Genomic DNA, 26805 nt, shown 5'->3' on the forward strand with positions numbered 1-26805 from the left:
AGCCACGCTAGAAATTCGAGTTAGGAGCCAGGAGAAAATAGTCAGAAGGAAGAAGGAAGGAGCCAGAAGAACTGTTTTTACAAATATGAGATGCTCCCATTTAAATGCGCGACAGCTTATCGATTTCGTACTGGGATAGATTCAGATTATAGGTTATGGAAAACATTCCCAAGTCCCCATTTTTCACTTAAACTACCCGATAAACAAAACTCAGAGTTGCCCAAACATTCACATCCAAAGCCAAATCATCCGTCGATATCCCCACTTTCTGCACCCCCGGAATGCTAGCGGCGTGCAAATCTTCGAGTACCGCCCGCGCCACATTTAAAGGATTCAACAACACTCGAATTGGCAGGGCCTCCCTCGTTTGCTGCATTTCGGCTTCTATTGCAGCCAGAGTTCGATCGAAGGGAGTCTCACTAAATATAATAAAAGTTTCCGCAAGTCCGATCGGCCCCGATACCGCCCACCCCATCGCCCCAGCCGCCGGCACGGTCAAATTCTCCCCAGGAGCGATCGCCCGCGACATCCCCCCCACAGCATCTTTGCCCTCAGCGCCGAGCACTGACAGCCGTCCCGCGCTGTCCGAGCAAAACACCGCAAAGTAAACCGGGCGATCGCTGTCGTTATACAATCTGTAGCGAAGTCGGCTGCCCTCTGCCAAACTTAGTATATGAGCGCTTGCAGATTTCTCACTTTCCCCGCTCAGCGGTTCCAGCCGATAATCACCGCCGGCCCGCACCGGCTCTCGCTGCGCCACAGCCCGCGCTTGCGGTGCGAGAGTTGCCAGAACCGCCCGCACCTTCAGGCGCGAAGACCCCTCATTGACTGTCAGCCGCAGCAACTTCCCCGCCTGCAGCGCTTTCAACTGCGGAGTCAAGCGCTGCACCGCCACCTTAACTGCTTCTCCCCCGTCGCCCTGAGTATCGGGAATCAGCATTTGAGCCAAAGAAAACAAACCGTAACGGCTGGGATACGAAGCAGGCTCGTGAGGCGAGACTGTTTCGGCTAAAGTTGTTTCCGGGAGTCGGCCGAACCGACAGTCAGCCAATTGCTCGCTGCCTACCGCCGAAACTTGTGGCAAAGTCGCAAAGGCACTGGTAGCGTCCACGCGCTCGATGCGTTCCAAACCTGAGTCCAAAGCTACTGTCAAACCGATGTTTCGCGGCAATACCCGAACTTCTTCCCTCACCAGTTGGCCGACTGTTAATTGGCCGAAAGTTCGATCGAACCCGTCTAAAACTTGGGCTTTAGCAAAGAGGCCCGTGCGTCCCCGCAGCAAAAGCCTCGCGCCCTCCGAAGAATCCACTGCAAACACAGAACCCCCGGAGCACTCCAAAACCGAGGGCGACAACCCCCCCAGCCACAACTGCACAGTTTTGCCCCCCTCTTCCACCGCCGTCACAGCGCCGTCAGATGCAGGGGAATTGAAGATTAAATTTGAAAAATTTACCGCCGGCGCGGTTGTTAAATCGTGATTGAGAATTTGCGGTTGCTGCGATAACCCCGCCAGCTTGCTGTAAACATTGCCCGCCGCGCGGCTGAAACTGACGCTGAAGCTGCTAGCGGGAGTTGCCCACCACAAAGTTTGGGTGAGGGCGTAGGTAAACAAACCTGCGGTAAATCCGTTCCACTCTTGTTCGGCGGCGAGTGCGGAATTAGCGCCCGCAGCAAGTACGGCGGCCGCAGGACGGAGATTTGGGCGGGAGCGGAGGTCTTGGGCAAACGTTAATTCTGCGAGGCCCGGCTGCCCGATGGTGGGGCGGGGGCGGGAGCGAATGCGAAAGTTGCCGTTTTTGGGGAAACCCGGATAGGTGTAGCTGGTGTCGAGGATGGCGATCGCATTTTCTGTCGCGAGCGATCGCACCAACAGCAACAGCGTTTCCTCTAAAATATCGTTCACCGCCCGGTTTGCTAACAGTGGCAAAACATCATCCGCCGGCACCAAACTGTTTTGTATTTTTCCGGGAGACTCGCCCAAACTGACTCGACTACCGCAGCCGCTAAAGTGAAAAACTACCACGTCACCGGGTTTTGCTTGTTCGCCCAAGTGAGTTACAAAAGCCGTCTCGATATTTTCCCTGGTAGCTTGAGCGTCAGTCAAAGTCAAAATGTCCGACGGCACAAACCCAAACCGATATATCAGCAGTTCCCGCTGCATTTCCACATCCGTGACGCAGCCGTGCAGGGGCGAGTCTGGATATTTGTCAACGCCAACCAACAAAGCCAATTTCCTGGCTGTCGGCTGCGCTAAGGCTTGGAGGTAGCGCGAGCCCAACGGCAGCCACAAAGCCTCGCTGATGCCGATGGCGGCCAGCACCCGGCCAGCTTGCTGCAAAAATTCCCGCCGCTTGAGTCCCATTTTTAAATAGCTTTGAATTTTAAGCGTTGAATTTTAAGTTAAATTCCCCTCACTAATTTTAGGGGAATTAATTAGATTGTGACTGTTTAGGATTAAGGGAGTTTTTAAGTTTTAACTTTTGAGCTTTAAGTTTAAATTTTCCCATTTAAAACTCAAAACTCAAAATTCAAAACTATGCAGAATGTCGCCCCCACCAATGTTCAAGATTTAAATCTCGTAATTGAAAATATTCATGGCCTTGGCTAATTCTGCGGCGACTTCCGGCCGGGAAAACTGCGGTGGCGGCAATTTTCCAGCGCGCAGCATTTCCCGAACTTTGGTTCCCGACAAATGCACCCGTTGTTCGGGAGTGCTTGGGCTTGTTTTAGTTGTAGCCATTTGTTCCGTCAGCGTGCAATAGAAAGCGTGCTCGAATTTCATCGGCACAATTCCCAATTCTCCCGGCTCAAATTCGTCAAAAATATATTGGGCATCGTAAGTGCCGTAATAATCGCCAACTCCAGCGTGATCGCGCCCCACGATAAAGTGAGTGCAGCCGTAGTTTTTGCGGATTAAAGCATGAAAAATTGCTTCTCGCGGCCCGGCGTAGCGCATCGCCGCCGGATTAATTGCCAAAATTACGCGATCTTTTGGATAGTATTTTTCTAGCAGAATTTCGTAGCAGCGCATCCGCACGTCAGCGGCGATGTCGTCATCCTTAGTCGTCCCGACTAGCGGGTGCAGGAACAAGCCGTCTACTGTTTCTAAGGCGCATTTTTGGATGTATTCGTGGGCCCGGTGGATGGGGTTTCGAGTTTGGAAACCGACTATGGTTTTCCATCCTTTTTCTGTGAACAGCATTCTCGATTTCGCCGGGTCAATTTGGTATTGGGGAAAGCGGACATCTAGTTCGCGTTCCAGCAGCCAAATGTCGCCTGCGAGGTTAACAGGCCCGGATTTGTCTACTACCTGGACACCCGGGTGTTTGAGGTCGTCGGTGCGGTAGACGTTGAGGGCTTCTTCTTCTTTACTGTAGTGATATTTTTCTGCAAGTTCCAAGAGCCCGACAAATTTGCCCGCCGGCGAGTCGAGGCGCACTAAAGTTCCTGCTTTCAGGGGGGCGGCGACTTCTTCTGTTACCGAGAGGGTGATGGGAACCGACCAAGGGAGGCCGTTGGAGAGGCGCATTTGTTTAACGACCGATCGATAATCAGCTTCGTTCATGAACCCTTTGAGGGGACTCAGGGCGCCGATGGCGATCATTTGCAGGTCGGAGATCGATCGATCCGACAACTGGACTCGCGCCAGGGACTCTGCTTTGTCGAAAAATTCTTGTCTTTGGTCTAGTGTGGCAATGCGGTTGACCAGGATGCCGCCGTGAGGGGCAATGCGGTCTGAATGCTGGCTCATCAGAAAAATGGGTAGAAACCCCGTGCTTTTAGCACGGCTTTACATTAATTTAAATCCCCTCGCGGGGTGGAGGGGTATCGTTGCCCCTCCGATGAGGTATGGTTGCCTCAAACTCCCATTTCTGGGGTAAAGTTAGCTTCGCCAAGGTTTTCTGAGCTTGTTAGGCTAGCAGCACTACTTCTGTTACCTTAAAGTTGTTTAACTACTAGCGACAGAGCAGGGAACTAGCTTCGCATTCGCCTGGTGTCGTGACTCAAAAAACGTAGTCAGTTAAGACTTAGGCCCGTCAGGATGGCTTGTTAGATTTCTCTTTCAAGCCTCATGCCGTCAGGGCTGAGGTTCCTGACGTCGATTTGAAGTTGTGGGTTTTAGCTGCCAGAGTACATAGTATCAAGCGGTGGCTGCAATTCTACATTTTTTAATTGTTCTGGACTTATGCAGAACGCTACTTTGGGGGCGCTGTCATTCTTGAACTGTCAACTGGCGCGCTCAAAACTCTAAACTTTCCCCTCAAGTCTGGACTTGAAATTCTTCGGGATCTATTCCCCAATTTACCCAGCTAATCGCTTCTTTAGCCGATCGCACTTTTGGCGGCACTCGCAAAGCATGAAGGTGTCCCGTACTCGGACAAGTCATCTTTAACAAATAAATTGGCTCTATGTCAATATTATTCTCAATTTTCAACAAAGTATATTCTTGGTAGGGGTAGCCCCCCGTGGCTACCCACTTATCCAATTCAGTTGCTTGCAATTCATGACAAATTCTCCGATAGCCGATCGCCTGAATCAAAACTCGCCGCACTTCGGCATTATGTTCTGTTAACAGCCATGAAGCTTGCCAAGACTGCGGCGGAACTTGACCGATTATTTCCGGCATTCGGACGCCACGATAAGAGTATACACTGAACTTGTCAGCAAATTCAACCGCTGGTTGACCTTCTGCGTGGAGCAAATATTCGCTATCAAAATGAAGTTGGATCGGGCGATCGCACACAAAGCACTTTTTCTCAAACGGGTAAATCCAGCCGCACTTTTCCACTAAGGATTTAAAGGCTGAGTATAAAGGGCGCTCTATCTCCAAATTTAACACTGAAATGCAAAAATCAACCCAACTGCCGTTACAAGCGGACAATTCTGAAACTATGCAGTTATTGTTGTAAAATTGGCGGTTCAGGATGCTGTCCCAATCGCTACTATCTAATTCGCCGATAAATCTGTTTAGAAGTTCATCTTTAATTTGACTGTGCAATTGATATATCGGGTCGTACAGCCGGTTGTAAAGTTGGCTGTAAAGTTGGTTTTGCAGTTCGCTGCCGAGTTGATACCTCAATTGATTATACAATTCAATGTGAATTTTCTCGCGAATTTCCCTGCCCAACTCGCTGCCCAAATCGCCTTCTATTAGCGGTTTAAAAGCTTGCAAAGCAGCGTCAGGGCTGTCACAGAAAATAATTTCCGGTTCAGGAAAGCCGATGATGTTGTAGGCGGTGTTGATGGCCGCTGTCGCTTGCGGGCGATCGATCGGTATTATCGAAAGTCCAATTTGTCGCCACTTCTGGCGATAAATCGGAATTAGCGCTGTTTGTTCTGGAGTCATTGCGATTATTGGTACAGATATATTATTTGATTTACGCTCAATTTTTTTCGCTCTCGCCTCTGGTAAAAAAATATCATTAAGTTTGTAATAACAACGTAATTTTCCCTACCAACCTATTTTATTAGAGGCGTCAAATTATTCGTATAAATTAACGATTGTTTGCAAAACACCTAAAATCATAGGAACATTATCGAGACAATAAACATCAACATCAATAATTAAATTATTTCCTTCTAATTTAAGAAACCGCCAGACAACGCCAGTAGTTACGCAGCCATATACTGCAGGTATGGAATTGTGTTCGCGTTCGTTAAATAGCTGAGCCGCTACCATTTGTGCTGCACACTGGGGCAGACAAGATTCTATTTCTCCGCTTTTCGTTTCTCTCAATGCAAAAATAGGCACTTTAATTTCAAAATCCAACGGCACGGAAGACAATAGAAAGTCGCATTCCCCATTCAATCCCTGCTCAGCATCTACATCAAATGACCAACCCGAAAAAAGAGAAAATTGTCGGTTGTTCCTTTCTCTCAAATCTAACATGATTGGTGAAATAATCCGTTCGGAACGTTCTTTGGCAGTTGTAACAGCAGTATTAGAACTAATTTCGATGGTTCTCCAAAGCCATTCGGAGGGTTCTACAGGAACAACCTTGGCACTCAAAATAGGACTGAGTGATAGATCCAATCCAAACAGCTCTTTTAATTGTTGGAAAGTAAAGGATTTGTAAGGCATATTTCTCTAATACCTAGGTGAAAATAAAGATTACTTCGAGATAGAAAGCGAGTAGAGAAATCCTAAATAGGATTGTAGAAAAACTTCCACCAAAGAAACCTGGGTTCTGCGAAAAATCTTGGTTTGGTAGCGAAGTCTCTAGGAAGAAACCCGGTTTCTCACCGCGTAAGTCCTAATATAGCAACCCTTGCAGAATTGGTAAACCTCTCTTTTCTTCCTTATTCCCTCTTCTTTCTTTCGCCCGATCGCTCAATCCTTCTACCGTCTTTTTTCTGCCCTCTTTGTTGTTTCTTCTTTCTTCTATCCGTTACATCCCGTACATTGCTCGTTGCCGAACTTCCCTCTAAACATTTAACCACTCAAGGAGTACCCTGGGCGCCGGCAACAAAATCATTAACAAAAGCCCGATCGCCACCAACCCCAAAAAATCCCGCCGATTATCCAATTCACTGACATCATTCAACGCCGGTTCGTCGTTTAGCGGCGTGAAAAACAAAATAATCGCCCACAGCAGCAAACCCTGTTCCAAAAAAGAAAGCAGCAGCATACAAAGTCTAGCAACTTGCCCGATCGCCATACTCGCTCGCTGACCGAACATCGCGTGTACAATGTGCCCGCCGTCGAGTTGTCCCACCGGCATCAAATTAAACGCCGTCACGATCAAACCCAAATAACCCGCCACCGCTACCGGATGCAAATCGATCGCAGTTTCCGCATTGAAAGCACCACCCAAGGTTAACTTGCTCAAGAGACTCATCAGCAGCGAAAAATTGGGTTTGAAAGAGTCAAAATTTAACATTCCCGACTTGTCTGACAGCGGTACAATTGTCGAATGATCCAAACCCCAAATTAATAATGGCACTGCCGCAACTAAACCCGCCAGGGGCCCGGCAATACTAACATCAAATAAAGCTCGGCGGTTGGGAATTGGGCTTCGTATTTGAATGAAGGCGCCAAAAGTTCCCAAGAAAAAAGGAATCGGAATAAAATAAGGCAAAGTCGTGCGAATTTGGTAAAATCTGGCAGCTAAATAGTGGCCGGATTCGTGAATTCCCAAAAAAGTAATTAGAGCCAGCGAGTAAGGCAAACCCTGCAGCAACATTGATGGGTTGGACTGCAAAGCTTGTTCAGTAACTCCAGCAAGTCGCGCCCCGACAAGCGTAGTCGTAAACACTGTGATTAGCAGCAAAGCTAAGGCGAAAAATGGCCGGGTTACAGATTCGGTTGTGACAGGAGTTTCCCCTGATTGGTGGCTGGGATTGGGAACTATAGCAAAAAAAGGTTGACCGCTCAAGCTGTTTTGAAATACTACTAAAAAGCGATCGCCAAAAAGCCTCTCCACATTCTCCCGAATCGCCTGATAAGCCGCCTCCGGGTTCGTCCGCAACTGTCCGCGACAAATTACAGCCTGCGGCCGAAATTCCAAATCTCGCAAAAAGTAAATTGACCAAGGAAAACAATCGCGCAAACTCGCTTCTTCTTCTTGATCGATCGGGCGCACGGGCGGTTTTGGCTTTACAGGTTCAGTCTCCGAGTCTGGTAACTGCTCAACAGTTTCGGCGGTAATTTTCTTGCGCCCCAACTGTACCAAAAACCAATACAAAAAAGGGCAAACCAGAAAAGGTATAATTACCAACTCCGGCGGTACAGTTTTGCTCGTGCCGTAAACTAAAATCCAACCACTCCAAATCAGCGCGGGCGCCATCATTACCAGCCACAGCAGCCATATCGGAGTCCTGGTGATGCGGCTGGTGCCGTTTTGCAACAAGAAGTACGATATCAGCCCCAATACGAACAACCATAGTAAAAAGAACATAATATTTATCCCATTCCCTTCTGAAATACTTCCTTGAAACAACAGAGTTCAGTCTCCAAACAACCCAGGCCCGTGCTCGACAATATCCTGGCTTTCCCCCCTAACCGGGATACCCTGGGTGCAACAGCCTATTTCATTGTAGAAAACCAAACTAACATCCTGGTGGATTGTCCCGCTTGGGATGAGATTAACCAAACATTTTTGCGGGAACACGGCGGCGTGCGACTGCTGTTTCTCACCCACCGTGGCGCTATCGCCAAGGCGCGGGAGATTCAGGAAGCCACGGGGTGCGAGATCCTGATTCAAGAGCAGGAAGCTTATTTACTGCCGGGTGTGAAGGTGACGGTTTTTGAGCGAGAATTTGTTGTGAGCGATCGAATGAAAGCATTTTGGACTCCCGGCCATTCTCCTGGTTCCTCTTGCCTTTATCATAGTGGCAGCGGTGGAGTGCTGTTTTCGGGTAGGCACTTGCTCCCCAACCGAGAAGCCGCCCCAGTACCGCTGTGGACGGCAAAAACTTTTCACTGGCCCCGGCAAATTAACAGCGTGAAGTCAATTATCGATCGATTTTCGCCGGAAACTTTACAGTATATTTGTCCCGGTGCAAATACTGGTTTTTTGCGGGGAAAAGGATCGATCGATCGAGCTTTTGAGAAATTAGCCAATCTTGATTTAGCTGTTTGTTTGCAGTCAAAACCTGAACCCTAAATGTATGCTACAACATCAAAAAACGATCTGACGCGCTAATTATAGCGGTAAGGTGCGCCCTTACGCACCCTACATTATTCTTCAGTCTCTTAGAAAGGAAGTTCGTTGGTGAAGTAGCGGTTGAAACCGCCGATTCTTACCGTGGAAAAAACTGTGGAAAAAACCGAAAAACAAAAAATGCTCGCCGGCGAATTGTATTTAGCTGCCGATGAGCAATTAATTTTAGATCGCCAGCGAGCCCGCCGCATCGCCAGAACCTACAATTCAACCCGCGAAGACGAACCAGACAAACGGTTAGAAATTCTCGCAGAATGGTTCGGTGCAGTTGGCCCAAAAGTTGAAATCGAGCCACCTTTCTACTGCGACTACGGCAGTAATATTTATGCGGGAAACGGATTGTACATGAATTTTGGCTGCGTGATTCTCGACTGCAATCGAGTTAACATTGGCGAGAATTTGCTGTGCGGCCCCAACGTACAAATTTACACCGCTTTTCACCCCACAGACCCGAAAATGAGGCTTTCTGGCCTAGAACTCGCCGCTGAAATTAATATTGGCAATAATGTTTGGATTGGCGGCGGCAGTATTATTTGTCCAGGAGTCACTATTGGCGACAATAGCACGATCGGCGCAGGCAGTGTTGTTGTCAAAGATATTCCCGCAAACGTCGTGGCGGCGGGGAATCCTTGCCGAATCATCCGGCATCTACCTTGATGTGGTACGATCGACACAATCGTGCGATCGGCTCCTTGGAGCTTAACCAAAAAATTTTAGGTATTAGAACAGCCGGTTTGAGATTTTTCACGTAAAATCCCCGAAAAAAACCGTGGAATAAATCTAAAATCTAAAATCTAAAATCCCTTAATTTCTCGTTCCCGGTTTCCACACTACCAAGCTTTTCTTATGACGACTGCAACAGTTTATCCCAACGCTCCCGACCTCTGCACCGACGACTACATAGCAGTCGGTGTAGCTACCTGCTTCATCAAAGAAGAAGGCGAAGTTTTTGAAGTGCAAGTAATCGAAGCTATTCCCTCAGCAGCTTTAGAAGCAATTGTGAAGGGAATACCCACATCTTATTTAATGGTTTGCGGGACGACTTTGGGAGCAGTGCTCGACGGCGAAACACCCAAAATGTTGCCAGAATTCCCGACATCAGCTCAGTTTAGCGAAGAATTTGGCTTTCGGGCGATCGCCGCTGCCCGCACTTACAAAATCCGCCCCCAAGCTCAACTTCACATTCCCTTGGGAACAGTTCGCAACGACTTTACTTATTCCTTAGAACGCAAAAGGGTGCTCAACTCCGAGCGCATCATTCGCACAGAAGACAATGTGAAACAGCACGAACACACTCACAAGGTTCTTTAAACAAATCCCGCAACTGGGGCAATTTAGCAGTGCCTCAGCCAGCGGCTGCACCGAAAATTATTTTGAGTGTTGAGATGTAAATTAAAGATTTAATAAGTTTTTCGTTCATTAATGAAGGAAAAACTTTTAATATTGCGTTATTAAGCAATACTGCATACTGTTTGGGATTACCAACCGTAAAATAAGAGTTTCACGGCGATTGCGTACTCGAAATACCAACCGAAAATCAAGGGTTTCAGACTAGGAACTAAAAACAGTCTGGACTATTGATTAAGACACACACCCAACATCTCAACCTAAAAAGTCTAAGCTGTTGTGCATTTAAATTGTATATTTCGAGTCCCGATAAAAAATCGTCAAATCCCCTCCCCCGATCCCCATCGAACCCTCTCCCTCTCTAATACCATAGGCAATCTAGATGCAACACAGCTTACTGCTCACATCACCTAAATAACATAAATTATTAACGACTGTAAAAAATAATTAAATAGTTGATGAAATTTTTTAATTTGTCAAAAATGTGGTATAATATTATTCCTGTTTAACAAAGTGATATCAAATCGGGTAGCATCGGAATTAATATTACCCACCCCCTGGACACGGCAGTGCCGTGTCCCTACAATTAATCTGGGTATGGAAACGGCAGTGCCGTGTCCTTTATATCATTCCCGTGCAACCGGAAACGATAGGAGCCGCTCGGCGGGAAAAAATAAAAAAATCCCCGCAATTATTGAATGCTAGTAGTTTAAGACTACTGGCAGGCGCGCGAGTAGATCGTAGGTGAGCTAAGGATTTCAATCTCACAAATTGGTCAAATCATGCGAAGCTTTGCGAGAGTAAAGTGGTGGAAATTAACTAGACTATTGCCAGCGGGATTAAAGGGCGAATACCATCTTGGGTACCAAACTGCGCTCTTAATTTTGGGCGTAACAATTCTGGCAGCTAGCATCACTGGTTGTATCAGCTATCAAAGCGTTCGCCGCTTGATTATCACCAAAAGCGAGCGAAATGCTTTGTTAGAAGTTAGGGAGCGGGCCAATAAGATCGATCGCTGGCTCGGCACTAGAAAGGCTGAGATCGAAATCCTCGCCCACACTCCTCCGGTTCGTTCGATGAATTGGTCAGTGGCAGAGCCTTATTTAAAATCGGAAGTAAATCGACTGCAAGAATTCCAGCACTTGGCATTAATTGATCCCGACGGTTCTTATTTCACCACCAAAGTGGGCAGATCCTTGATTAATGTTAGCGACCGCCAACACTTCAAAAAGGCAATGGCTGGGGAAGTCTATGTTTCAGATCCTACCATTTCTCGCACGCTCAAAAAACCAAGAAGGATTGTTCCCATTTCGGCTCCAGTGTGGTCAAGTTCGGTAAATTCTCTTGATAAAACAACCGAAAAGCCGATCGGAGTAATGAACGGCGTCATTAGCATGGATCGAATTGCCGAAGTAGTAGGAAAGCTGGAATATGAAGCAGGAACTTACGCTTTTGTTCTCAATTCTCAAGGAGTGCCAATTGTCCATCCCGACGCTCGATTAATCGGAAATATCGACAAGCCGGCTCCGAGTCTTTTAGAGTCCGCAGATACTAATTTGGCGAATGTAGCCCGGCAGATGGTTTATCAAAAAACGGGCATTGTGCTGACTCAAATCCACGACGCCAGAGTTTATGTTGCCTATCTTCCTTTAGAACAAGCTGAATGGTCGATCGCCGTCGTAATTCCCCGCGACAATCTCGAAAAAGAACTCCTTCCTTTCAAGATACTAGCAGTAGCCGCCGGCGTACTTGCCGCCGCAGCTATTTTCGCAACAATGGTGGCGCTCAAGCTGTTTGTCCTAAATGGCATTCGCAGTCGCACAGAAGCCCTTCTCCACCGCTTGACCGGCCGCATTCGCGCTTGCTTGGGCCTCGATCGCATCCTCCAAACTACAGTAGACGAACTCGGTACTTTACTGAAGCTCGATCGAGCAATTTTCGCATGGTACGACCCCCGACAAGATACTTTAGAATTTGGCTGGGAATATTGCCGGGAAGGTTTGCCGGGGCGCTTGGGAATCTTTGGTGTTCCAGGAGGGCCCTCTGGAGATTTAGCTGCACGGCTTCACCGCTGCGAAACGATAGTGCTACATAAAACCGCCGCCCCTGATGCCACAGCGTCTGAGGAACACGCCCATATCGAACTCACAAATCGTCACTACGCAGCAGTACCCGTACTAACTCAGAATCATCGGCTTGGATATCTGTTCGCCTGTGCAAAGCGCCGGTTTGCGACTCCCGACGAGGTGGAAGTTTTGGAAGCAATTGCAGACTCGCTGGCGATCGCAATTTCCCAATCCCAACTCCACGGGCAAATTCAAGAAGAAATCCAACTTTTGGAAGAAGTATTAGCCAAACTCAGAATCACCGAAGAGCTTTTAGTACAAAGCGAAAAAAATACAATTGTGGGTCAACTAGCCGCCGAAGTTGCCCAGGAAATTAATAACCCCATTAACTTTATTTACGGTCGCCTGATTCACCTCAATGATTATATCAAAGATTTGCTTAGTATAATTCGCCTCTATCGAGAACAATATCCCGAACCTGTGCCACGAATTGCCAAAAAAATAGAGCGTTGCGACCTAGATTTTATCAGCAAAGAGTTGCCACAAATCCTCAATTTTTTGAAAATAGGAGCCGATGGCATTCGCCAGATAGTCCTGGCTTTGAGGAAATTTTCACTTCCTGACGAAGCCAACAAAGAACACGCCAACGTTAATGAGAGCATCGACAATCTTTTGCTGTTGCTGGCTCACAGACTGGAGCAAAAAATATTAGTAGTCAAGGAGTACAACAACCTGCCACCAATTTTGTGTTATCCCGGTCAACTGAGCCAGGTATTCGCGAGTCTGATAATCCATGCTATAGATGCAGTTAAAAATATTGAAAATTCCGCTCAAATTATTACCATCAAAACCGATATTGTCGATGATTATACAGGCAGGTTTATTGTTGTATCGATATCCCACAATGGCTCAAAAATTCCGCCGGAAATTCAACACAGAATATTTGAGGAGTGTGGCCCTACTAAATCCTTTAAAAATTTTACAGGATTGGCTCTGTCGGTGTGCTATAAAATTATTGTAGAATTGCACAGTGGCAGCCTGACAGTTGAATCTCCGGTTCAACCTCAAATTAAATCTCAAACTGGGGGCGGTGCTGAATTTAGGGTAAAATTGCCGATCGTTTGATATCGCATTTGGCCGCCAGAGAAACCCGTCGCAAATCTGGCTAGCAAGCTGCGCGAAAAGCTTAATTTCGGTTTGTACTGATACCAATTTTTTATGAGATTGCATAGAATCCGATCGCCCCTAGCCAAGAGGGCGGGCACTCTTGGCACCGCCCATACAAAGGGGAGTAGGGGGTGGGACAAGATTCCTCTCAAAGTCAACACATACTCCCCAACAATCAGGGGGATTTAGGGAGATCGAGATATGTGCAACTTCACATTAAATTGGTATGAGGACTTTAGTCATAAAACAGAGGGCTGAAGTCCTCACTACAAACCTAACGCTCATTTGTTAACCCAAATTGCTATGATAGGATTAGGGAAATAATAAAGGTGCAACCACAGCAAACAACCAACCTCCCATTACCAAGACTTCCGCAACAATTAATAAAATATTTCTGTTCATTTTGAAATTAATCATTTTCACATTAATCATTTTCACATTAAGAGCGATCGACCAAAGAGCGAATTTTCTTCCACCAAGCAGCCGGCGAATCCTCCGGGCGATACGCGGCATCAAACATCGACAAAATTAGCGGCAAACCCCCCACCTTCGCACTCATCAACAAGTGCATTGCCAGACAAAATACCAATACCACCCAACCAGAAGCGTGTAAGTAATACCAAACCTGCGTCAATTCCCCAGCCGGCAGCCATTCTTCCTTAACCATACTGCCAGAAGCGATCGCCCAAGTCAGTGCCAGCAACATCAACGTATTCACAATCCGGTGCAAGCTGTACCACCAAATCGGTTTTCCCAACTGCGTTAGTTTCCCAAAAGAATCCGGCTGCACCAAGCGTTTTTGACCTGCGTGGAAACTGTACAATGCAAAAGCCGGCATTATTCCTAACAGCAACATCTTGCCAAAAGTGCCGTGAATCCCGATAATATCTGCAATCTGGGGCACGGGGACTTTGCCAAACCGCCCATCGTAGGTGTTGTAAACCAGAAATGCGCTCAAAATTGCTAAAAGGGCGATCGCAGCGTTAGCCCCGTGCAGTAACCTGAGCAGCAGTGGCTGGTACAATCTAGATGGTGGCATCGTTAATTCTGCTAGTTGATAAATAATCTTTTACATAATACAGCTAAGCGCCAATTTTTTCAAGCCTCGCCAATTGTGAAATAAATCTGAAAGAAAAATGAAAACATTATGATAAAAACGCAATTTTATCAAAATTAAGTGTAAACTAAAACAGTCAAGAGGAACACTTTATTTATAACACCTAACACTTTACAAAAATGGATGCAGCCACTACCATCTTACTTTCCTTGGGACTAGCAGCAGATGCTTTTGCTGTCGCTGTTTCAAGCGGCTTAGCAATCAAACACATGAAGGTCAATAAAGCTTTAAAAATTGCCTTATTTTTCGGAGGTTTTCAAGCTTTAATGCCCGTAATAGGATGGTTAATCGGTCTTAGTTTTAGTTTTTTGATAACACCGATCGACCATTGGATAGCTTTTGGGCTTTTGAGTTTCATTGGCGGGAGAATGATTTATGAATCGCTGCAAAGCGAAGAATGCGAGAAAAAGTTCAATCCCTTAGATACGGGGACTTTGATAACGCTGTCGGTGGCGACGAGTATCGATGCTCTTGCAGTTGGGCTCGGATTTGCTGTCCTGAAAGATTCTATTGCTCTTGCGGTGACTGCGATCGGATTTATTACTTTCTTTTTAACCTTTGCCGGCGTTTTTATCGGGCACAAGTTCGGCAACTTGTTTGCCAATAAAATTGAGATATTGGGCGGAGCAATTTTGATTTTCATTGGCAGCAGAATCTTGTTTCTGCACTTGACAGAACTGCCATTAGTTATGGGCAATTAGTCATTAGTCAGTAGTCATTAGTCGAACAGTGACATCAAAGTATCGGGTGGCTGCAATTTCCAATTACCCATTCCCAAAAAATGCTATAACAGCAATATTGCGTTAAAGGATAAAATTTCGTGCTGAAACTTTACGGCCCAGGTCGCAGCAGGGCCTCAATTGTCCAGTGGTATCTAGAAGAAATAGCGGTTCCCTACGAATTTGTCACCCTCGATATGCAAGCAGGGGCGCACTTGCAGCCAGAGTATCTCGAAATTAACCCGATCGGCAAAGTACCCGCGATCGCCGACGGAGATTTTAAACTTTGGGAATCCGGCGCAATTCTGCTGTATTTAGCTCAAAAACATGGTAAAATGCCCGCGACTTTGGAGCAGCAAGCTCAAATCGTGCAGTGGGTCACGTTTGCTAACGCCACCCTGGGGCCGGGAATATTTACAGAAGCAACTCGCGATCGCGAAACTCCCAAGTTGTTAAAACCGTTAAATGAAATCTTCGAGAAACAGCCGTTTTTAATGGGTGATGAATTCGGCGTCGCTGACGCAGCAGTCGGGTCAATGTTGGCCTACATTCCGATGATGCTAAAACTAGACCTCAGTGCTTATCCGGCCGTTGTAGATTACATCAAGCGGATCTCGGAAAGGCCGGCTTTCAAAAGTGCGATCGGCGGTAGCTGAAGGAAGGCACTACACGGATTTTGACACGGATACACGGATGAATTATTGAGGGTGACTCAGGAGTCAGGAGTCAGACAGCAGGAGTCAGGAGTCAGGAGTCAGGAGTCAGAGGGCAGAGTCATAAAACTTAACATCTAAAAGCAGGGGCAATTCTGGAATTGCCCCTGCTTTTACTAAAATCAAACTTATCTGAATCCTACAGCCGCCTGCCAAACAAAAGCCAGCAGCAAGAAAAATACGGGAATGACCGGCAAAACATTAACCAAAGGCTCAAAAATCGAATAAGCTTCGGGCAGTTTTGCTAAGAGTAATGCAGCTTCCATGAATCAACCTACCTATCCAACACAATTTTAATAATTGTCGCATATCTTCACCCAAGGCAATCACGATCGATCGACTGTCGGTGCAAGCCAGTGGGCAAACTCTTCAGTAAATCGATCGGCAAAAATCGCCTCCCGCATCCTCCCAGTAAAGCGAATCAACTCCGTCACATTGTGAATAGCCAGCAAAGTATAGCCCAGCACTTCGTTAGCGCGCGCCAAATGGGCCAAATAAGCCCGACTGAATTTTTGGCAGGTATAACAAGGACAAGACTCATCCAGCGGAGCAAAATCCTCCCGGAACCGAGCATTTTTCAAACTCCAGCGTTCCCCACCAACAAAAGCCGTCCCGTGGCGGGCCAGCCGAGTCGGAATCACGCAGTCAAACATATCTACGCCACTGGCCACCGCCAGCGCCATTTCCCGATAAGTCCCAATCCCCATCAAATAACGCGGTTTATTTGCCGGCAACAGGGGCGCAGTCACCTTCACAATCTCTGCGATCAAATCCCCCGATTCCCCCACACTAACGCCGCCGATGGCGTAGCCTGGTAAATCCAAATCTACCAACTGGTTCGCCGCGCGCGATCGCAAATCGGGGAAAACGCCCCCCTGCACGATTCCAAACAAAGCTTGATCCGGGCGCGAGTGAGCTTGAATGCAGCGTTGCAGCCAGCGGTAAGTACGATTTGTGGCAGCCTCCACCTCCTCCCGCGTAGCGGGGTAAGGGGGACACTCGTCAAAGGCCATAATCACATCAGCGCCCAACTCATTCTGAATTTCGATCGATCGTTCCGGCGTCAAATTAATCATTCGGCCATCGCGGGGAGAGCGAAAAGTCACCCCATTCTCAGAAATAGTCCGCATTTGGCTCAAGCTAAACACCTGAAAGCCGCCCGAATCCGTCAGCATCGGGCCTGGCCAAGCCATAAATTTATGCAATCCGCCCGCGCCTGCGACAATTGCTTCCCCCGGCTGCAAGTGCAAGTGATAAGTATTTGCCAAAACCATTTGAGAACCCGCCGCCTCAAGATGTGCAGGTGTCAAAGTTTTGACATTAGCTAGCGTCCCCACTGGCATAAATTTAGGCGTTTCCACAACACCGTGGGGAGTGGCAAAAACCCCTGCACGCGCTTGGGTATGGCTGCAATTAGCCTGACATTTAAAAGAAAATTTCGCCTTGTCCTCAGTCATTAGTCCTCGATGCTCGTTAACCGCTACTCGGCCGTCCGTGTTATTTGAGATGTTGCACCATTCTCAATTACTTGTTTAGGAACAGGCTTTTCGGCCTGTTCCACAAGAAAATTCACTCTTTGTGGAACAGGCCGAAAAGCCTGTTAAGCGAGAATGGTGCAAGATGTGAGTGTTATTTAATCTATTGTTGATGACATCGCGACAAAAAAAACCATGACCGAGAATTTCTAGATGGTACCCGCCACGTGATTTATCCGTGGAATCAATCCAAAACCGACAATCGAAAATCCTCAAGCCCCCGAATTTATCTCGCGCAAGTCAATCCAAAATCGACAATCGAAAATCTAAAATCGAATGACCCCGCCCAAAAACGGAGACAAGTTTCCGACAATCGTCGTGGAGGGCAAAAAATTTTAGACCTTAGTTCTAACTCCCAGATTCACGGCGCTGCAAGTAAATCTAAAATCTAAAATCTAAAATCTAAAATCGACTGACTGACGATTAAAACGGGGAATCATCCTCATCCAATTGCAGATCCCAGTTCCCGGAGAGAACCTGATCGACAACCGCATCCAAAGCCGCGGCATTTAAATTCCGGGCGAATTGCTCTTGCAAAGGATTGGAGAGGGGAATTAACCGCAACTGCCGTCCATCTTGAATCAGGTCAAAATAAGCACCATCCACCGGGGACTGTTTCAGTTCCAGGTAATCAAAACTATACACGTTCAGATAAAGCGCATGGTTGGCAATCAGGGTAGAACGGTGGGGGTTGGCGAAGACTTCGAGTACATAACCTTCCCCTTCGCTATAAATCTGGCCATCTTGTATGTGAAGGTAGCGGACACGTCCTAAATCAAACAGCAATCTTTTGATATCGCGTTTGTTGACGACAATCCCTGTATCGATGATGCAAGGAGCAACTACCCTGTTATTCAATTGATCGTGACTCATGGAGTAAAAGCCTCTGTTGTAGTGTATGTTCCCGTCTTGAAAATCAGGGAGTTAGCTAGAATTTTTGGGAAGGGAAACGCGGATCTGGAGTTTAGTCTTTTTAGATAGGGAGCTTGGGGATCGCTGCCGACAGAGGTTTTCCGGGGAAAAGAGCGGGCGACAGGAGGAATGCTCGATCCAAAAAACTAGGGTGTTACAGTCCAATTCTGGCACACACTAATCGATTGACAACTGCATACCTGATGAAAAACTTTCTATCTTATGGTGGATGATAAATGGGTTCGGTCTACGAGCGACTTTTTCCGGAATCAAGGGGCTGCCATCGCAGGCGCAGTCGCTTTTTATACTTGTTTGCCGGTACCGGTGTCTTGGACTTTGGAGTTTCGGGGCATTGCCCGCTTGGCACCAGCGATCGGGCTTTTGATTGGGGGGATGCTGGGGCTGGGGGATGTTGGGTTGCAGTTGTTGGGAATGCCTGCTCTGACTCGATCGGCCTTGGTGGTAGTCTTGGGCATCGCCGTGACTGGCGGACTGCACCTAGACGGCGCAATGGACGCGGCGGACGGGCTGGCTGTACCCGACCCGGTACGCAGGCTGGAAGTCATGCGGGACAGCGTTACAGGGGCTTTTGGGGCGATGGCTGCGATCGCGATCGTGCTGCTGAAAACTGCCGCTCTCTCGGACTTGAATAACTATCGCTGGCTGGCTTTGATGGGTGTCGCGGGTTGGGGGAGGTGGGCCCAACTGGTGGCGATCGCCCGCTATCCCTATCTCCGGGCCGAGGGTAAGGGAGCTTTTCACAAGGAATCGATTTATTCTCCTTTTGATTTTATCCCCGGAGTGCTGTTGCTGCTGAGTTTGAGCGTGGTGCAAGTTGTCTTGGAGGGCGATCGGTGGCTGTTGGCGGTGGGGATGGCTTTGGGGGGAAGTGCGATCGGAATTTTTGCCGGAGCCTGGTTTAACCACCGTTTGGGCGGCCACACGGGCGATACTTACGGTGCTGTAGTCGAGTGGACGGAGGCTTTATTGCTGTGTCTTTTGGCGGCTTTGGAAGGTTGATTAACAGTAAGAGTTTTTCTGACATTTGCTAACTATCACTTACATTTGCCTTCTTATCTTCATGTCATATAGAATGAATTTAGCCACTCAGATGTAGGTGAAAAACCTTGGTAGTACGCAACCGCTATATAAATAAGTTGCCTCTACATTATCAAAGCAAATAATCAGATTGGCTAAGAGCTGTAAGCGATAACCAAGCTGAAGGCAAGAATATAAGTGCTTGTAGAAATTTCTACGGGCATCGGTTGATACGCCTTGGTTGAGATACGATCTCAAATTATGTATTTGTTAGCAAATGTTAGCAAAAAAGTATCGGTTAAATTGTTTCTGAGTTAACGGCACCATTCTGCATCATCCAAACGAAAAAGCTGAGGATTTGCTCGACAGGGGGCAGAGGATAGACGGATAAGTCGATCGTCACAGTTTGGTTTTCGAGTTTGATAAATTGCCATTGAATGCCATTACTCACACTCCCATAAATGATGGGGATGTTTTTTTCTTTGGCTTGATTGAAGCGTTGAACGGCAACCATTTCGGCAATACACTGACCCAATCCGCTTTTGAGGTCGGTCTTTTTAGCTTCGACAATTACAACGGCGGGGGCTTCAATTTCTAGGACTTCGGACGATCGCGCTAGCAGAAAATCAAACACTCCATTCAGTCCGACAGCTTCGTCGATGGTGAAATCTTCGCCGGAAAAAAGGCTAATTTGGCGATCGAGAATCCGCCTCACTTCCAGCAGTACGGGATAGATAATTCCTTCCGATCGCGCTTTTTCACTTCCCGATGTGGCGACGATGGGGAGGCTATCTTTGAGAGTACCGCTGAGAATGTCTGAGGGTGCGATCGGGTTTAGCGGAGGTATAAAGCGAGATCCCTCTTGGACTGTGAGACCGAAAGCTTGTTTCGCTTTGGCGATCGTAGTAAATTGACTGTATGGCATAATTTTTTCTAGTTGACCATTATAGGTTTTGTTTCGCTATTAATTACTGTAAATGATATTAATCGCGGCTACAATTCTCCTCGAACGGCACCGTGTTGCAAGGAAAATAAGTCATCGAGTTGAGTGACGGATTATTTGTCGGGTTGTCCAGTTTTGTCGAGTACATTGCGAATCGAAACTCTACCCAACAAAAACAGGCGTTGCTGATTTACGGTATAAAAGGCTAAATATGCAAGTCATATCAAATCCGTTAGCATCGGAATAGTAAATTCGAGTCAACAGTCAACAGTCAACAGTCAACAGTCAACAGTCAACAGTCAACATCATTCCGGTGTAACCGGAAATGATATCATAGAAACCACTATCCACAAAGCTTCTGGATTTTTAACTGATTTTTTTCATACCCTGCTTAAGCAACTCCGACCAGTTTAATATACAAAATTTAATTAAACTTAACTCTTGTTTTTGAAGCTTTTACCTATTGTTCAAGCATTATTTTCAACCAATTTTACAAATAGTAGTGAGATTAGCGTGCGCCAAGACTTTGCAGGTGACGAGAAACCGGGTTTATACGACAAATTTCGGTTGAGGACGAAAAATACACTCAGAAACCCGGTTTCTGAGATTAGCGTGCGCTCTAATTCCTGTCGTTGGGTGGCGAGAAACCGGATTTTTTCACCTAATACCCCGGACTGTGATGGCATATTTTGGTTAAAAAACCCGGTTTTAAATGAAGGGAAAATCCCATGCAAATTTTCCATTCATTCTCACTTTTTAGGCTTTCGGCTCAACCCAAATCGTCATCCCCTCAACCCTCAAACCTTTGCCGCGAGTGCCGCAATATTGACCGTTAGCAGTAACCGGAGTATCGCCCACATTCTGGATGTGAGCAGTATAAAATACGTCATACTTATCAGCTTGCGGCCCTGTCAGCCGCGCGGCAATTCCCTCAATGCGCTTGGCTTTGCCCCGGAATCCAGCTAACTCCCCTTCCGAGATCCAAGCAGTGTCGCCAACTCCTTCAACGTGAGCCATGTACTGCAAATTTAAATCGGCAACGGGAGGCTCTATTTTAATTTGAAATCCTTCGACGCGGCGGCCTTGAGCTTTAGTACCCGCATATTCTCGATCGCTAAAAGTTCGATCGCCAATTCCTTGAATATGCGCCAACACTTTTAAACCCACAGGGGCCGCAGCTTGGGAACTCGCAGACGGCGCGATCCAAACTTTGATGCCCTCTATTCTCAAAGCTTTGCCGCGAGTACCGCAATATTCGCCATTGGAGGACACGTCGGTGTCGCCGATATTCTGAATGTGAGCGTTATAAAATACGTCGTATTTATCAGCTTGCGGCCCGCTCAACCGAACCGCAAATCCTTCAATTCGTTTCGCTTGACCCCGAAAACCGGCCAATTCTCCCTGGCTGAGCCAAGGAGTATCGCCAACACCTTCGACGTGAGCCATGTACTCGACATTTAAGCCGGGAATTGGGGGATCGATACTAATTTGAAATCCTTCGACGCGGCGCCCTTGAGCTTTAGTACCCGCGTATTCTTGAGCACCGAAAGTTCGATCGCCAATTCCCTGAATGTGCACCAAAACTTTGATTCCCAAAGCGCCCTCTACTGCTACCGCTGGTTGAAGGTTCCGGGGTGCCCCAAAAACAATGTTCCCCGAACCGGTTGTCTGGAGGGACTTAGGTACTTCCACGCTGGGAACAATAATCACCTCGTGCATGGGGGCAGAAGGTGCGGGGGATTCCAAAATCTGGATCTGTGGCGCAACTGTAACTTGTTTCGGTGCCACATTTCCTGACGGGATGACAATCACTTCTGGCAAAGGTTCGGCGCTGATTTTTTGTTCTGGCGCTGGTTTAAATGCGGGTTCGACTTTTGCAGGTGCTGCTTTTACCATCTCAGCAATGGTTAATTTGCCTCTGGAAATGGCTACGGCTATTTGTTTGCCAAAAGCGGCGCTGACTGTTTCTTCGAGGATTACCCACTGTTCGTCGTCTAATTTGTCTTGCTGTTCCACCAGGGCGAGCACTGCTGAAACTGGGTGTTTGCCGCTGACTAAGGATTCTGCGTCGGAATGCAGTTGAGTTGGGGTTGATTCGGAAATCGCGCGCTGCAGTTCGCGGGCTCTGGCATGAACTGATTGTAAGGGTGCGAAGTCGCTTTGTTCGCGGTGGGCGATCGCCAATACTCGATCGATCACTTTCAATGCTGCATCGCGAATTTCTGCTTTACCTTCGGAAGCGGAGGCAGTCTCGACTAAGTTTTGAATGTCTTTGAGGGAAGTAATTTCTCCTGGGGCGATCGCGGATTTGTTTGCTTCGAGAGCTTGTTTTTGGACTGCGGCAAAGTTGCGGCTGTAGGCGGCTACTTCTTGCAGCAAACTGTCAGAGGGAGGAAGGCCGGAGTCTTGCAGTTGTTTTGCTGCCATTGATAGGCGATCGGCCAAATTAGCATAAGTTTCAGATAGTCGGGCTATTTGTTGTAGCAAATCTTTATGAGCTAGTTCCATATGGGTCTTGCAGTAAATATTTAACTTGCTGATTATAGACGTTGAGCGTCTTCTGAAGGTAGAAGGCAGTAGTCATCAGTCATTAGTCCCAGGGAAGAAGAAAAATGCTCCCACTCTCCGACTCCCCCACTCGGACACTCTCCGACTCCCCCACCCAGACACCCGGACACTCTCCGACTCCCCACACTCCGACTCCTCCTCTGGCATCCCCCACGTGATCTCCGTCACAACCGTGCAAATAATTAGTCACACTCTGCGACTCCGGCTGTCACGAGTGGCCCGTAACAATGTCACACCTATCGAGCAATAGCCGTCACTGCTGATTCTGTGAAAACAGTTGATACTTAGGCTTGAACCAATAAAATCCCGAAGTGTTATGGTGCTAATTCGCGACCTCGCCCAGCAAGCTCTGGCTCTGGGCTATCTAACCCTTGAAGCCGAAAATCAACTGCGGCGGATGTTAACTACCACCAAGTATGACTTGGAAGACTTAAATGCTTTTATGGCTTTGCAACTAGCAGCTATGTCCGGAGGAGTGAAACAAGAGTCTCGCGAGCTGAAAAAATTTGAAATCTTTGGCGAGACGGCTTCCGAAAGTTCCTGTTAGTAATTAGTTGGCTTTTGATTAGTTAAAATTTAGTAAGTAACATTTCTATTATGCGGATTCGTGAAGTTGTCAAACAAGCTATGGTGGCGGGTTTTCTGAGTTGGGAAGCGGAAAATGAAATGCATAAAATTTTTTCCTCACCCAAGTGTGATTTGGAAGATTTGAATGCTTTTATGAGCTTGCAGTTAGCTGCCATGGCGGGTCGCGTCAGAAAAGAGTCTTTGGAATCGATCCATTTGCCCAACTTTTCGGGAGAAAGTTAATCAGCTTTATTCATTCTTCGGGCTGGATATATCTTAACTCCTGTATCCGAAAATATACTTAGATGATAATTTAATTCTCTCCTAAATTTTATACGGTTTAGAGCTAAAATTGGGGTAGATTTAGAGCGCGGGGTGTTAATTTACATCTACTCATTTTTAATAAATTAGTTAAGTTTGTAGTGAGAATTGAAGTCCTAAAAGACAATGGTTGGATGACTGCAAACAATTTTATGAAAATGGAGTAACTACACTTGCTGTGAAACAGCTATAGCAATCCTCGCATCAGTTTCAATAACTGGTTAACTTCCAAGCTCTGCCTGGGAACCGATGTAAGCGAGGCTCTGCCTCGGCCCAGACTATGGAGGCTCTTCCTCCGGATATGCGTTACCAGGCTCTTCCTGGTAACGAGTATAATCATTTAGGATTGCTATAATATTAGGTAACTTGGCTCGATCGCAATCAAATTTGTTGGTAATAAGGACTTTATTCCTCATAAAAGTCCCTCGGACTGAAGGCTCAGTAAAAACGTTAGAACGGTTGTTTTACCATACCTTATCCATTGGTAACCAGTTAAGCTAAGAAAGCATTTGTCAATCAGCAATTATGCTCAATATTTACTCGGATTTTGGGCATAAAACTGAGATTTGGGCGATCGAGGAATCATGCCGAGGGTGATATTTATACTTACTCCCTGTCAAATCGTGAATTTTCCACTCTTAAAAAAGCAGTTTTTTTCAGTAATATTACTGATTGACCATTGGTAACAAGTTAAGCTAAGAAAGCATTTGTCAATCAGCAATTATGCTCAACATTTACTCGGATTTTGGCCATAAAACTGAGATTTGGGCGATCGAGGAATCATGCCGAGGGTGATAAGTAGTAAGACACAATTAATTACACAAAGCTATGGGCTACAAGCCTTGTCTAGCAAAGAATCAGTGTGTAATTAATTCTGTCCATTTACTTATTTATACTTACTCGCTCTCAAATCGTGAATTTTCCACTCCTAAAAAAGCAGTTTTTTTGAGTAATATTACTGATTGAAAATGCAATTAAGTCTTAACTTGTCACCAATGCTGATTGACAAATGCAATTAAGTCTTAACTTGTCACCAATGGACTCTAGGCTTAAATATCTCTAAACTCCTCGATTATGCTTAGTTTTTCCTATAGGAAGAGTATGAAATCGCTAGAACCAGGGTTTATACAAATTTGACAAATCCTGCCCATTTATATTGCTCTTGTAAAGATTAGCTTTAGGTACTTGCATAATTTTGGTACCACTGTTACAGTGAAAATGTGGAATAAAAAAAGGTTCCAAACAAATTCATCTCAAGTCACTCGACCCACAACAAAGGGGGTTTTGATCCAATGAAAACTACATTATTAAAAGCACTGTGTCTCGCATTCATCTCTCTACCAGTCGCATTACAACAAGCTAAAGCTGATACCCTAACTGTAAACTTGAGTGATGTAACTAATACTAATACTGGAAATTACCCTACACTTAGATTCACCCTTTCAGATACTGGACTTGCGGCTGGCACTGTCAAAGTTAAAGTTGAAGTAGTACCCGGTCCCACCGGTGGTATCGCTGACTTACGTGGTGTTTTCTTTAACATACCTAGTGGCGTAACTGGTGTTTCGATCACTCCGAGCGGAGGAAGTGGTATTACTCGACAAAGTACCACTGGTACCAGTTCTTTTAGTAGTAGTGCAAATCTAAACGGATCGGGCGCTACTTTTGGTGCTGGTGTTGAAGTTGGTGCTCCAGGCATCGGCGGTAGTCCTGCTGACGACTGGAGAAGCACTGAATTTACCGTTAGTGGTACAGGTTTGACCTTGGCTAAATTTGCTTCAATGCAATTCGGCGGCAGAATGATGAGCGTTAGCACTTCCGCCGGTGGCGCTAGAACTGCGAGCAGCAAGACTCTGGGTACTGCACCTTCTACTGTTGTAGCATCAGCGCCAGCACCAGCCCCAGCGCCAATATCACTAACGCCCTCACCAGCGCCAGCACCAGCATCAGCGCCAGCACCAGCGCCATCACCATCACCCGCAACTGAGCCTGAACCAGTACCAGTTCCAGAACCAATCACAATGGTAGGTATGGGCTTAGGTTTAGGCGCACTGGTCGCACGTCGCCGGCATCAAAACAAAAAGAACTAACTGACACTTAGACTAAAATCCCGCCTTAGCTTTAAGCTGGGGCGGGATACTTCATTTTTGGGATTAACTTTTTATAGCAGAAGTCTGAAGTCTGAAACTATTTAAGGATAATTATATTATTTCTGAGTACAGGGGAATTATATATTTTGTGGTGCGGGCCGGAAAGATAGTAGGGTGCGGAGCGTAAATAAGCGTTTCCCATGTATAGTCAGTGTTCTAGGTGACGCACCTTACCTAGAGCGTTAATGGTTTAAATGCGTAACAGCTTAGCTAATATTAGGTAACTTGGCTCGACCGCAATCAAATTTGTTGGTAAGGAGGACTTTATTCCTCATAAAAGTCCCTCGGAATGAAGGCTCACTAAAAATGTTATAACGGTTATTTTACCATACCTTATACTAATTCTAAAAAATCATGCAACAGTAGCTGTAGGGTGCGTCGCTACCCTTAAATTATCAAAAAAAGCGACTATCTCACAGATCCGCACCGGTGCATACAGTCTTTCAGGAAACAAACCAAAAACTTATAACTGTTCCAAGATTTGGGATAGTTGGTATTATTATATAATCACTGAGACTATTTCCTACGACTCCGACGCTCTAACTCTTTAATTACTCTCAGAACAAACAGCGACATTAAAGCGCCAATTAATGCCAGTTGCCACAACCCGCATCCTGCAGCAGTTCCTAAAGCTGCTGACACCCAAATAGCGGCGGCAGAGGTGAGGCCGTGAACTTCAACTTTGCCTCTTTCCTGGTGATTTTGCCGCAGGATTTCTCCGCCTCCCAAAAACCCAATCCCGGCAGCAATGCCTTGAATTACGCGCGCTACAGCATCTCCTCCGTTTTCATTTTTCCCCATTGCCAGCGGCATTAAAACAAACAGCGCACAACCCATACTTACTAGCATATGAGTTCTCAATCCCGCTGGTTTGTTTCTGAGTTGGCGCTCCCATCCAATAATTCCGCCAACAAACATGGCTAGGCACAACCTTAACAGTATGCCTAGCCAATTATCGGGAGACCACAAGTTAGCGATC

Annotated in this window: 23 protein-coding genes; 10 read left to right on the forward strand and 13 right to left on the reverse strand. The window is 46.6% G+C overall.

What is annotated here, in order from left to right; genetic code table 11:
- Positions 1 to 187: 187 nt before the first annotated feature.
- The 5 genes from QT992_RS03630 to QT992_RS03650 all read right to left on the reverse strand — a co-directional run bounded on the left by QT992_RS03630 (position 188) and on the right by QT992_RS03650 (position 7898).
- Complete coding sequence (locus QT992_RS03630; protein WP_333316020.1) at positions 188 to 2362, reverse strand: caspase family protein; 2175 nt, start codon at positions 2360 to 2362, stop codon at positions 188 to 190.
- A gap of 207 nt (positions 2363 to 2569) precedes the next feature.
- Positions 2570 to 3751, reverse strand: coding sequence for a sulfate adenylyltransferase (sat, locus tag QT992_RS03635; protein WP_333335156.1), 1182 nt, complete (start codon positions 3749 to 3751; stop codon positions 2570 to 2572).
- Positions 3752 to 4261: 510 nt separating this feature from the next.
- The gene (locus tag QT992_RS03640; protein ID WP_333376553.1) at positions 4262 to 5347 is read right to left on the reverse strand and encodes a DUF6745 domain-containing protein; all 1086 of its coding nucleotides are present in this window, start codon (positions 5345 to 5347) and stop codon (positions 4262 to 4264) included.
- A gap of 135 nt (positions 5348 to 5482) precedes the next feature.
- Positions 5483 to 6082 (reverse strand): hypothetical protein, encoded by a 600-nt coding sequence (locus tag QT992_RS03645; RefSeq protein WP_333376555.1) that lies wholly within the window; start codon positions 6080 to 6082, stop codon positions 5483 to 5485.
- A 343-nt stretch (positions 6083 to 6425) separates the two neighbouring features.
- Positions 6426 to 7898, reverse strand: a complete 1473-nt coding sequence (locus QT992_RS03650; RefSeq protein WP_333376557.1) for a site-2 protease family protein — start codon at positions 7896 to 7898, stop codon at positions 6426 to 6428.
- Positions 7899 to 7931: 33 nt separating this feature from the next.
- On the opposite strand from QT992_RS03650, the gene QT992_RS03655 reads away from it, so the two are divergent.
- From QT992_RS03655 to QT992_RS03670, 4 genes are all read left to right on the forward strand, one after another.
- On the forward strand, positions 7932 to 8606 hold the full coding sequence (locus QT992_RS03655; protein WP_333316025.1) for an MBL fold metallo-hydrolase: 675 nt from the start codon (positions 7932 to 7934) through the stop codon (positions 8604 to 8606).
- Between the two features lie 153 nt (positions 8607 to 8759).
- Entirely contained in the window at positions 8760 to 9320 is a 561-nt protein-coding gene (locus QT992_RS03660) for a sugar O-acetyltransferase (protein WP_333335169.1), read from the forward strand.
- Positions 9321 to 9509: 189 nt separating this feature from the next.
- Positions 9510 to 9974 carry a hypothetical protein gene (locus QT992_RS03665; RefSeq protein WP_333316027.1) on the forward strand — a complete coding sequence of 155 codons (465 nt, stop codon included), beginning with the start codon at positions 9510 to 9512 and terminating at the stop codon, positions 9972 to 9974.
- Positions 9975 to 10894: 920 nt separating this feature from the next.
- A complete protein-coding gene (locus tag QT992_RS03670) occupies positions 10895 to 13201 on the forward strand; it encodes a cache domain-containing protein (RefSeq protein ID WP_333335172.1) in 2307 nt (768 codons plus the stop codon).
- 481 nt (positions 13202 to 13682) lie between these two features.
- Here QT992_RS03670 and QT992_RS03675 read toward each other — a convergent pair whose 3' ends face one another.
- Complete coding sequence (locus QT992_RS03675) at positions 13683 to 14282, reverse strand: cytochrome b/b6 domain-containing protein (RefSeq protein WP_333335174.1); 600 nt, start codon at positions 14280 to 14282, stop codon at positions 13683 to 13685.
- A gap of 197 nt (positions 14283 to 14479) precedes the next feature.
- Here QT992_RS03675 and QT992_RS03680 point away from each other — a divergent pair, with 197 nt between their 5' ends.
- Both QT992_RS03680 and QT992_RS03685 read left to right on the forward strand, forming a co-directional pair.
- Complete coding sequence (locus tag QT992_RS03680) at positions 14480 to 15061, forward strand: manganese efflux pump MntP family protein (RefSeq protein ID WP_333316030.1); 582 nt, start codon at positions 14480 to 14482, stop codon at positions 15059 to 15061.
- A gap of 119 nt (positions 15062 to 15180) precedes the next feature.
- Positions 15181 to 15735, forward strand: coding sequence for a glutathione S-transferase family protein (locus tag QT992_RS03685; RefSeq protein WP_333335179.1), 555 nt, complete (start codon positions 15181 to 15183; stop codon positions 15733 to 15735).
- Positions 15736 to 15920: 185 nt separating this feature from the next.
- On the opposite strand, the gene QT992_RS03690 is transcribed toward QT992_RS03685, so the two are convergent.
- From QT992_RS03690 to QT992_RS03700, 3 genes are all read right to left on the reverse strand, one after another.
- Positions 15921 to 16058 carry a photosystem II reaction center protein K gene (locus tag QT992_RS03690; protein ID WP_006634808.1) on the reverse strand — a complete coding sequence of 46 codons (138 nt, stop codon included), beginning with the start codon at positions 16056 to 16058 and terminating at the stop codon, positions 15921 to 15923.
- A 60-nt stretch (positions 16059 to 16118) separates the two neighbouring features.
- A complete protein-coding gene (gene tgt, locus QT992_RS03695; RefSeq protein ID WP_333316032.1) occupies positions 16119 to 17249 on the reverse strand; it encodes a tRNA guanosine(34) transglycosylase Tgt in 1131 nt (376 codons plus the stop codon).
- 501 nt (positions 17250 to 17750) lie between these two features.
- Positions 17751 to 18200, reverse strand: a complete 450-nt coding sequence (locus QT992_RS03700; RefSeq protein ID WP_333316033.1) for a hypothetical protein — start codon at positions 18198 to 18200, stop codon at positions 17751 to 17753.
- Positions 18201 to 18461: 261 nt separating this feature from the next.
- Between QT992_RS03700 and cobS the strand changes: the two genes are divergently transcribed.
- Complete coding sequence (gene cobS, locus QT992_RS03705) at positions 18462 to 19259, forward strand: adenosylcobinamide-GDP ribazoletransferase (protein WP_333316034.1); 798 nt, start codon at positions 18462 to 18464, stop codon at positions 19257 to 19259.
- Between the two features lie 316 nt (positions 19260 to 19575).
- Here cobS and QT992_RS03710 read toward each other — a convergent pair whose 3' ends face one another.
- Entirely contained in the window at positions 19576 to 20202 is a 627-nt protein-coding gene (locus tag QT992_RS03710; protein WP_333335182.1) for a hypothetical protein, read from the reverse strand.
- Between the two features lie 774 nt (positions 20203 to 20976).
- Positions 20977 to 22728, reverse strand: coding sequence for a hypothetical protein (locus QT992_RS03715; protein WP_333335184.1), 1752 nt, complete (start codon positions 22726 to 22728; stop codon positions 20977 to 20979).
- A gap of 376 nt (positions 22729 to 23104) precedes the next feature.
- On the opposite strand from QT992_RS03715, the gene QT992_RS03720 reads away from it, so the two are divergent.
- Both QT992_RS03720 and QT992_RS03725 read left to right on the forward strand, forming a co-directional pair.
- Positions 23105 to 23335, forward strand: a complete 231-nt coding sequence (locus QT992_RS03720) for a hypothetical protein (protein ID WP_333316038.1) — start codon at positions 23105 to 23107, stop codon at positions 23333 to 23335.
- A gap of 50 nt (positions 23336 to 23385) precedes the next feature.
- A complete protein-coding gene (locus QT992_RS03725; RefSeq protein ID WP_333316040.1) occupies positions 23386 to 23598 on the forward strand; it encodes a hypothetical protein in 213 nt (70 codons plus the stop codon).
- A gap of 1495 nt (positions 23599 to 25093) precedes the next feature.
- On the opposite strand, the gene QT992_RS03730 is transcribed toward QT992_RS03725, so the two are convergent.
- A complete protein-coding gene (locus tag QT992_RS03730; protein WP_333335188.1) occupies positions 25094 to 25696 on the reverse strand; it encodes a hypothetical protein in 603 nt (200 codons plus the stop codon).
- A gap of 10 nt (positions 25697 to 25706) precedes the next feature.
- Here QT992_RS03730 and QT992_RS33535 point away from each other — a divergent pair, with 10 nt between their 5' ends.
- Positions 25707 to 25766: a hypothetical protein gene (locus QT992_RS33535; RefSeq protein ID WP_445301191.1), complete on the forward strand. Its 60-nt coding sequence runs from the start codon at positions 25707 to 25709 to the stop codon at positions 25764 to 25766.
- Positions 25767 to 26342: 576 nt separating this feature from the next.
- Here QT992_RS33535 and QT992_RS03735 read toward each other — a convergent pair.
- Positions 26343 to 26744 carry an MgtC/SapB family protein gene (locus QT992_RS03735; RefSeq protein ID WP_333085418.1) on the reverse strand — a complete coding sequence of 134 codons (402 nt, stop codon included), beginning with the start codon at positions 26742 to 26744 and terminating at the stop codon, positions 26343 to 26345.
- Positions 26745 to 26805: the final 61 nt, after the last annotated feature.

This window comes from Microcoleus sp. T3_D1 (genome assembly GCF_036700405.1).
Classification (GTDB): Bacteria; Cyanobacteriota; Cyanobacteriia; order Cyanobacteriales; family Microcoleaceae; genus Microcoleus.

Bases quoted from the DNA above. Each gene is read 5' to 3' on its own strand.
- QT992_RS03630 (WP_333316020.1), bottom strand. From the start codon at position 2,362: ATGGGACTCAAGCGGCGGGAATTTTTGCAGCAAGCTGGCCGGGTGCTG.
- sat (WP_333335156.1), bottom strand. From the start codon at position 3,751: ATGAGCCAGCATTCAGACCGCATTGCCCCTCACGGCGGCATCCTGGTC.
- QT992_RS03640 (WP_333376553.1), bottom strand. From the start codon at position 5,347: ATGACTCCAGAACAAACAGCGCTAATTCCGATTTATCGCCAGAAGTGG.
- QT992_RS03645 (WP_333376555.1), bottom strand. From the start codon at position 6,082: ATGCCTTACAAATCCTTTACTTTCCAACAATTAAAAGAGCTGTTTGGA.
- QT992_RS03650 (WP_333376557.1), bottom strand. From the start codon at position 7,898: ATGTTCTTTTTACTATGGTTGTTCGTATTGGGGCTGATATCGTACTTC.
- QT992_RS03665 (WP_333316027.1), top strand. From the start codon at position 9,510: ATGACGACTGCAACAGTTTATCCCAACGCTCCCGACCTCTGCACCGAC.
- QT992_RS03675 (WP_333335174.1), bottom strand. From the start codon at position 14,282: ATGCCACCATCTAGATTGTACCAGCCACTGCTGCTCAGGTTACTGCAC.
- QT992_RS03680 (WP_333316030.1), top strand. From the start codon at position 14,480: ATGGATGCAGCCACTACCATCTTACTTTCCTTGGGACTAGCAGCAGAT.
- QT992_RS03690 (WP_006634808.1), bottom strand. From the start codon at position 16,058: ATGGAAGCTGCATTACTCTTAGCAAAACTGCCCGAAGCTTATTCGATT.
- tgt (WP_333316032.1), bottom strand. From the start codon at position 17,249: ATGACTGAGGACAAGGCGAAATTTTCTTTTAAATGTCAGGCTAATTGC.
- QT992_RS03700 (WP_333316033.1), bottom strand. From the start codon at position 18,200: ATGAGTCACGATCAATTGAATAACAGGGTAGTTGCTCCTTGCATCATC.
- cobS (WP_333316034.1), top strand. From the start codon at position 18,462: ATGGTGGATGATAAATGGGTTCGGTCTACGAGCGACTTTTTCCGGAAT.
- QT992_RS03710 (WP_333335182.1), bottom strand. From the start codon at position 20,202: ATGCCATACAGTCAATTTACTACGATCGCCAAAGCGAAACAAGCTTTC.
- QT992_RS03715 (WP_333335184.1), bottom strand. From the start codon at position 22,728: ATGGAACTAGCTCATAAAGATTTGCTACAACAAATAGCCCGACTATCT.
- QT992_RS03720 (WP_333316038.1), top strand. From the start codon at position 23,105: ATGGTGCTAATTCGCGACCTCGCCCAGCAAGCTCTGGCTCTGGGCTAT.
- QT992_RS03725 (WP_333316040.1), top strand. From the start codon at position 23,386: ATGCGGATTCGTGAAGTTGTCAAACAAGCTATGGTGGCGGGTTTTCTG.
- QT992_RS03735 (WP_333085418.1), bottom strand. From the start codon at position 26,744: ATGTTTGTTGGCGGAATTATTGGATGGGAGCGCCAACTCAGAAACAAA.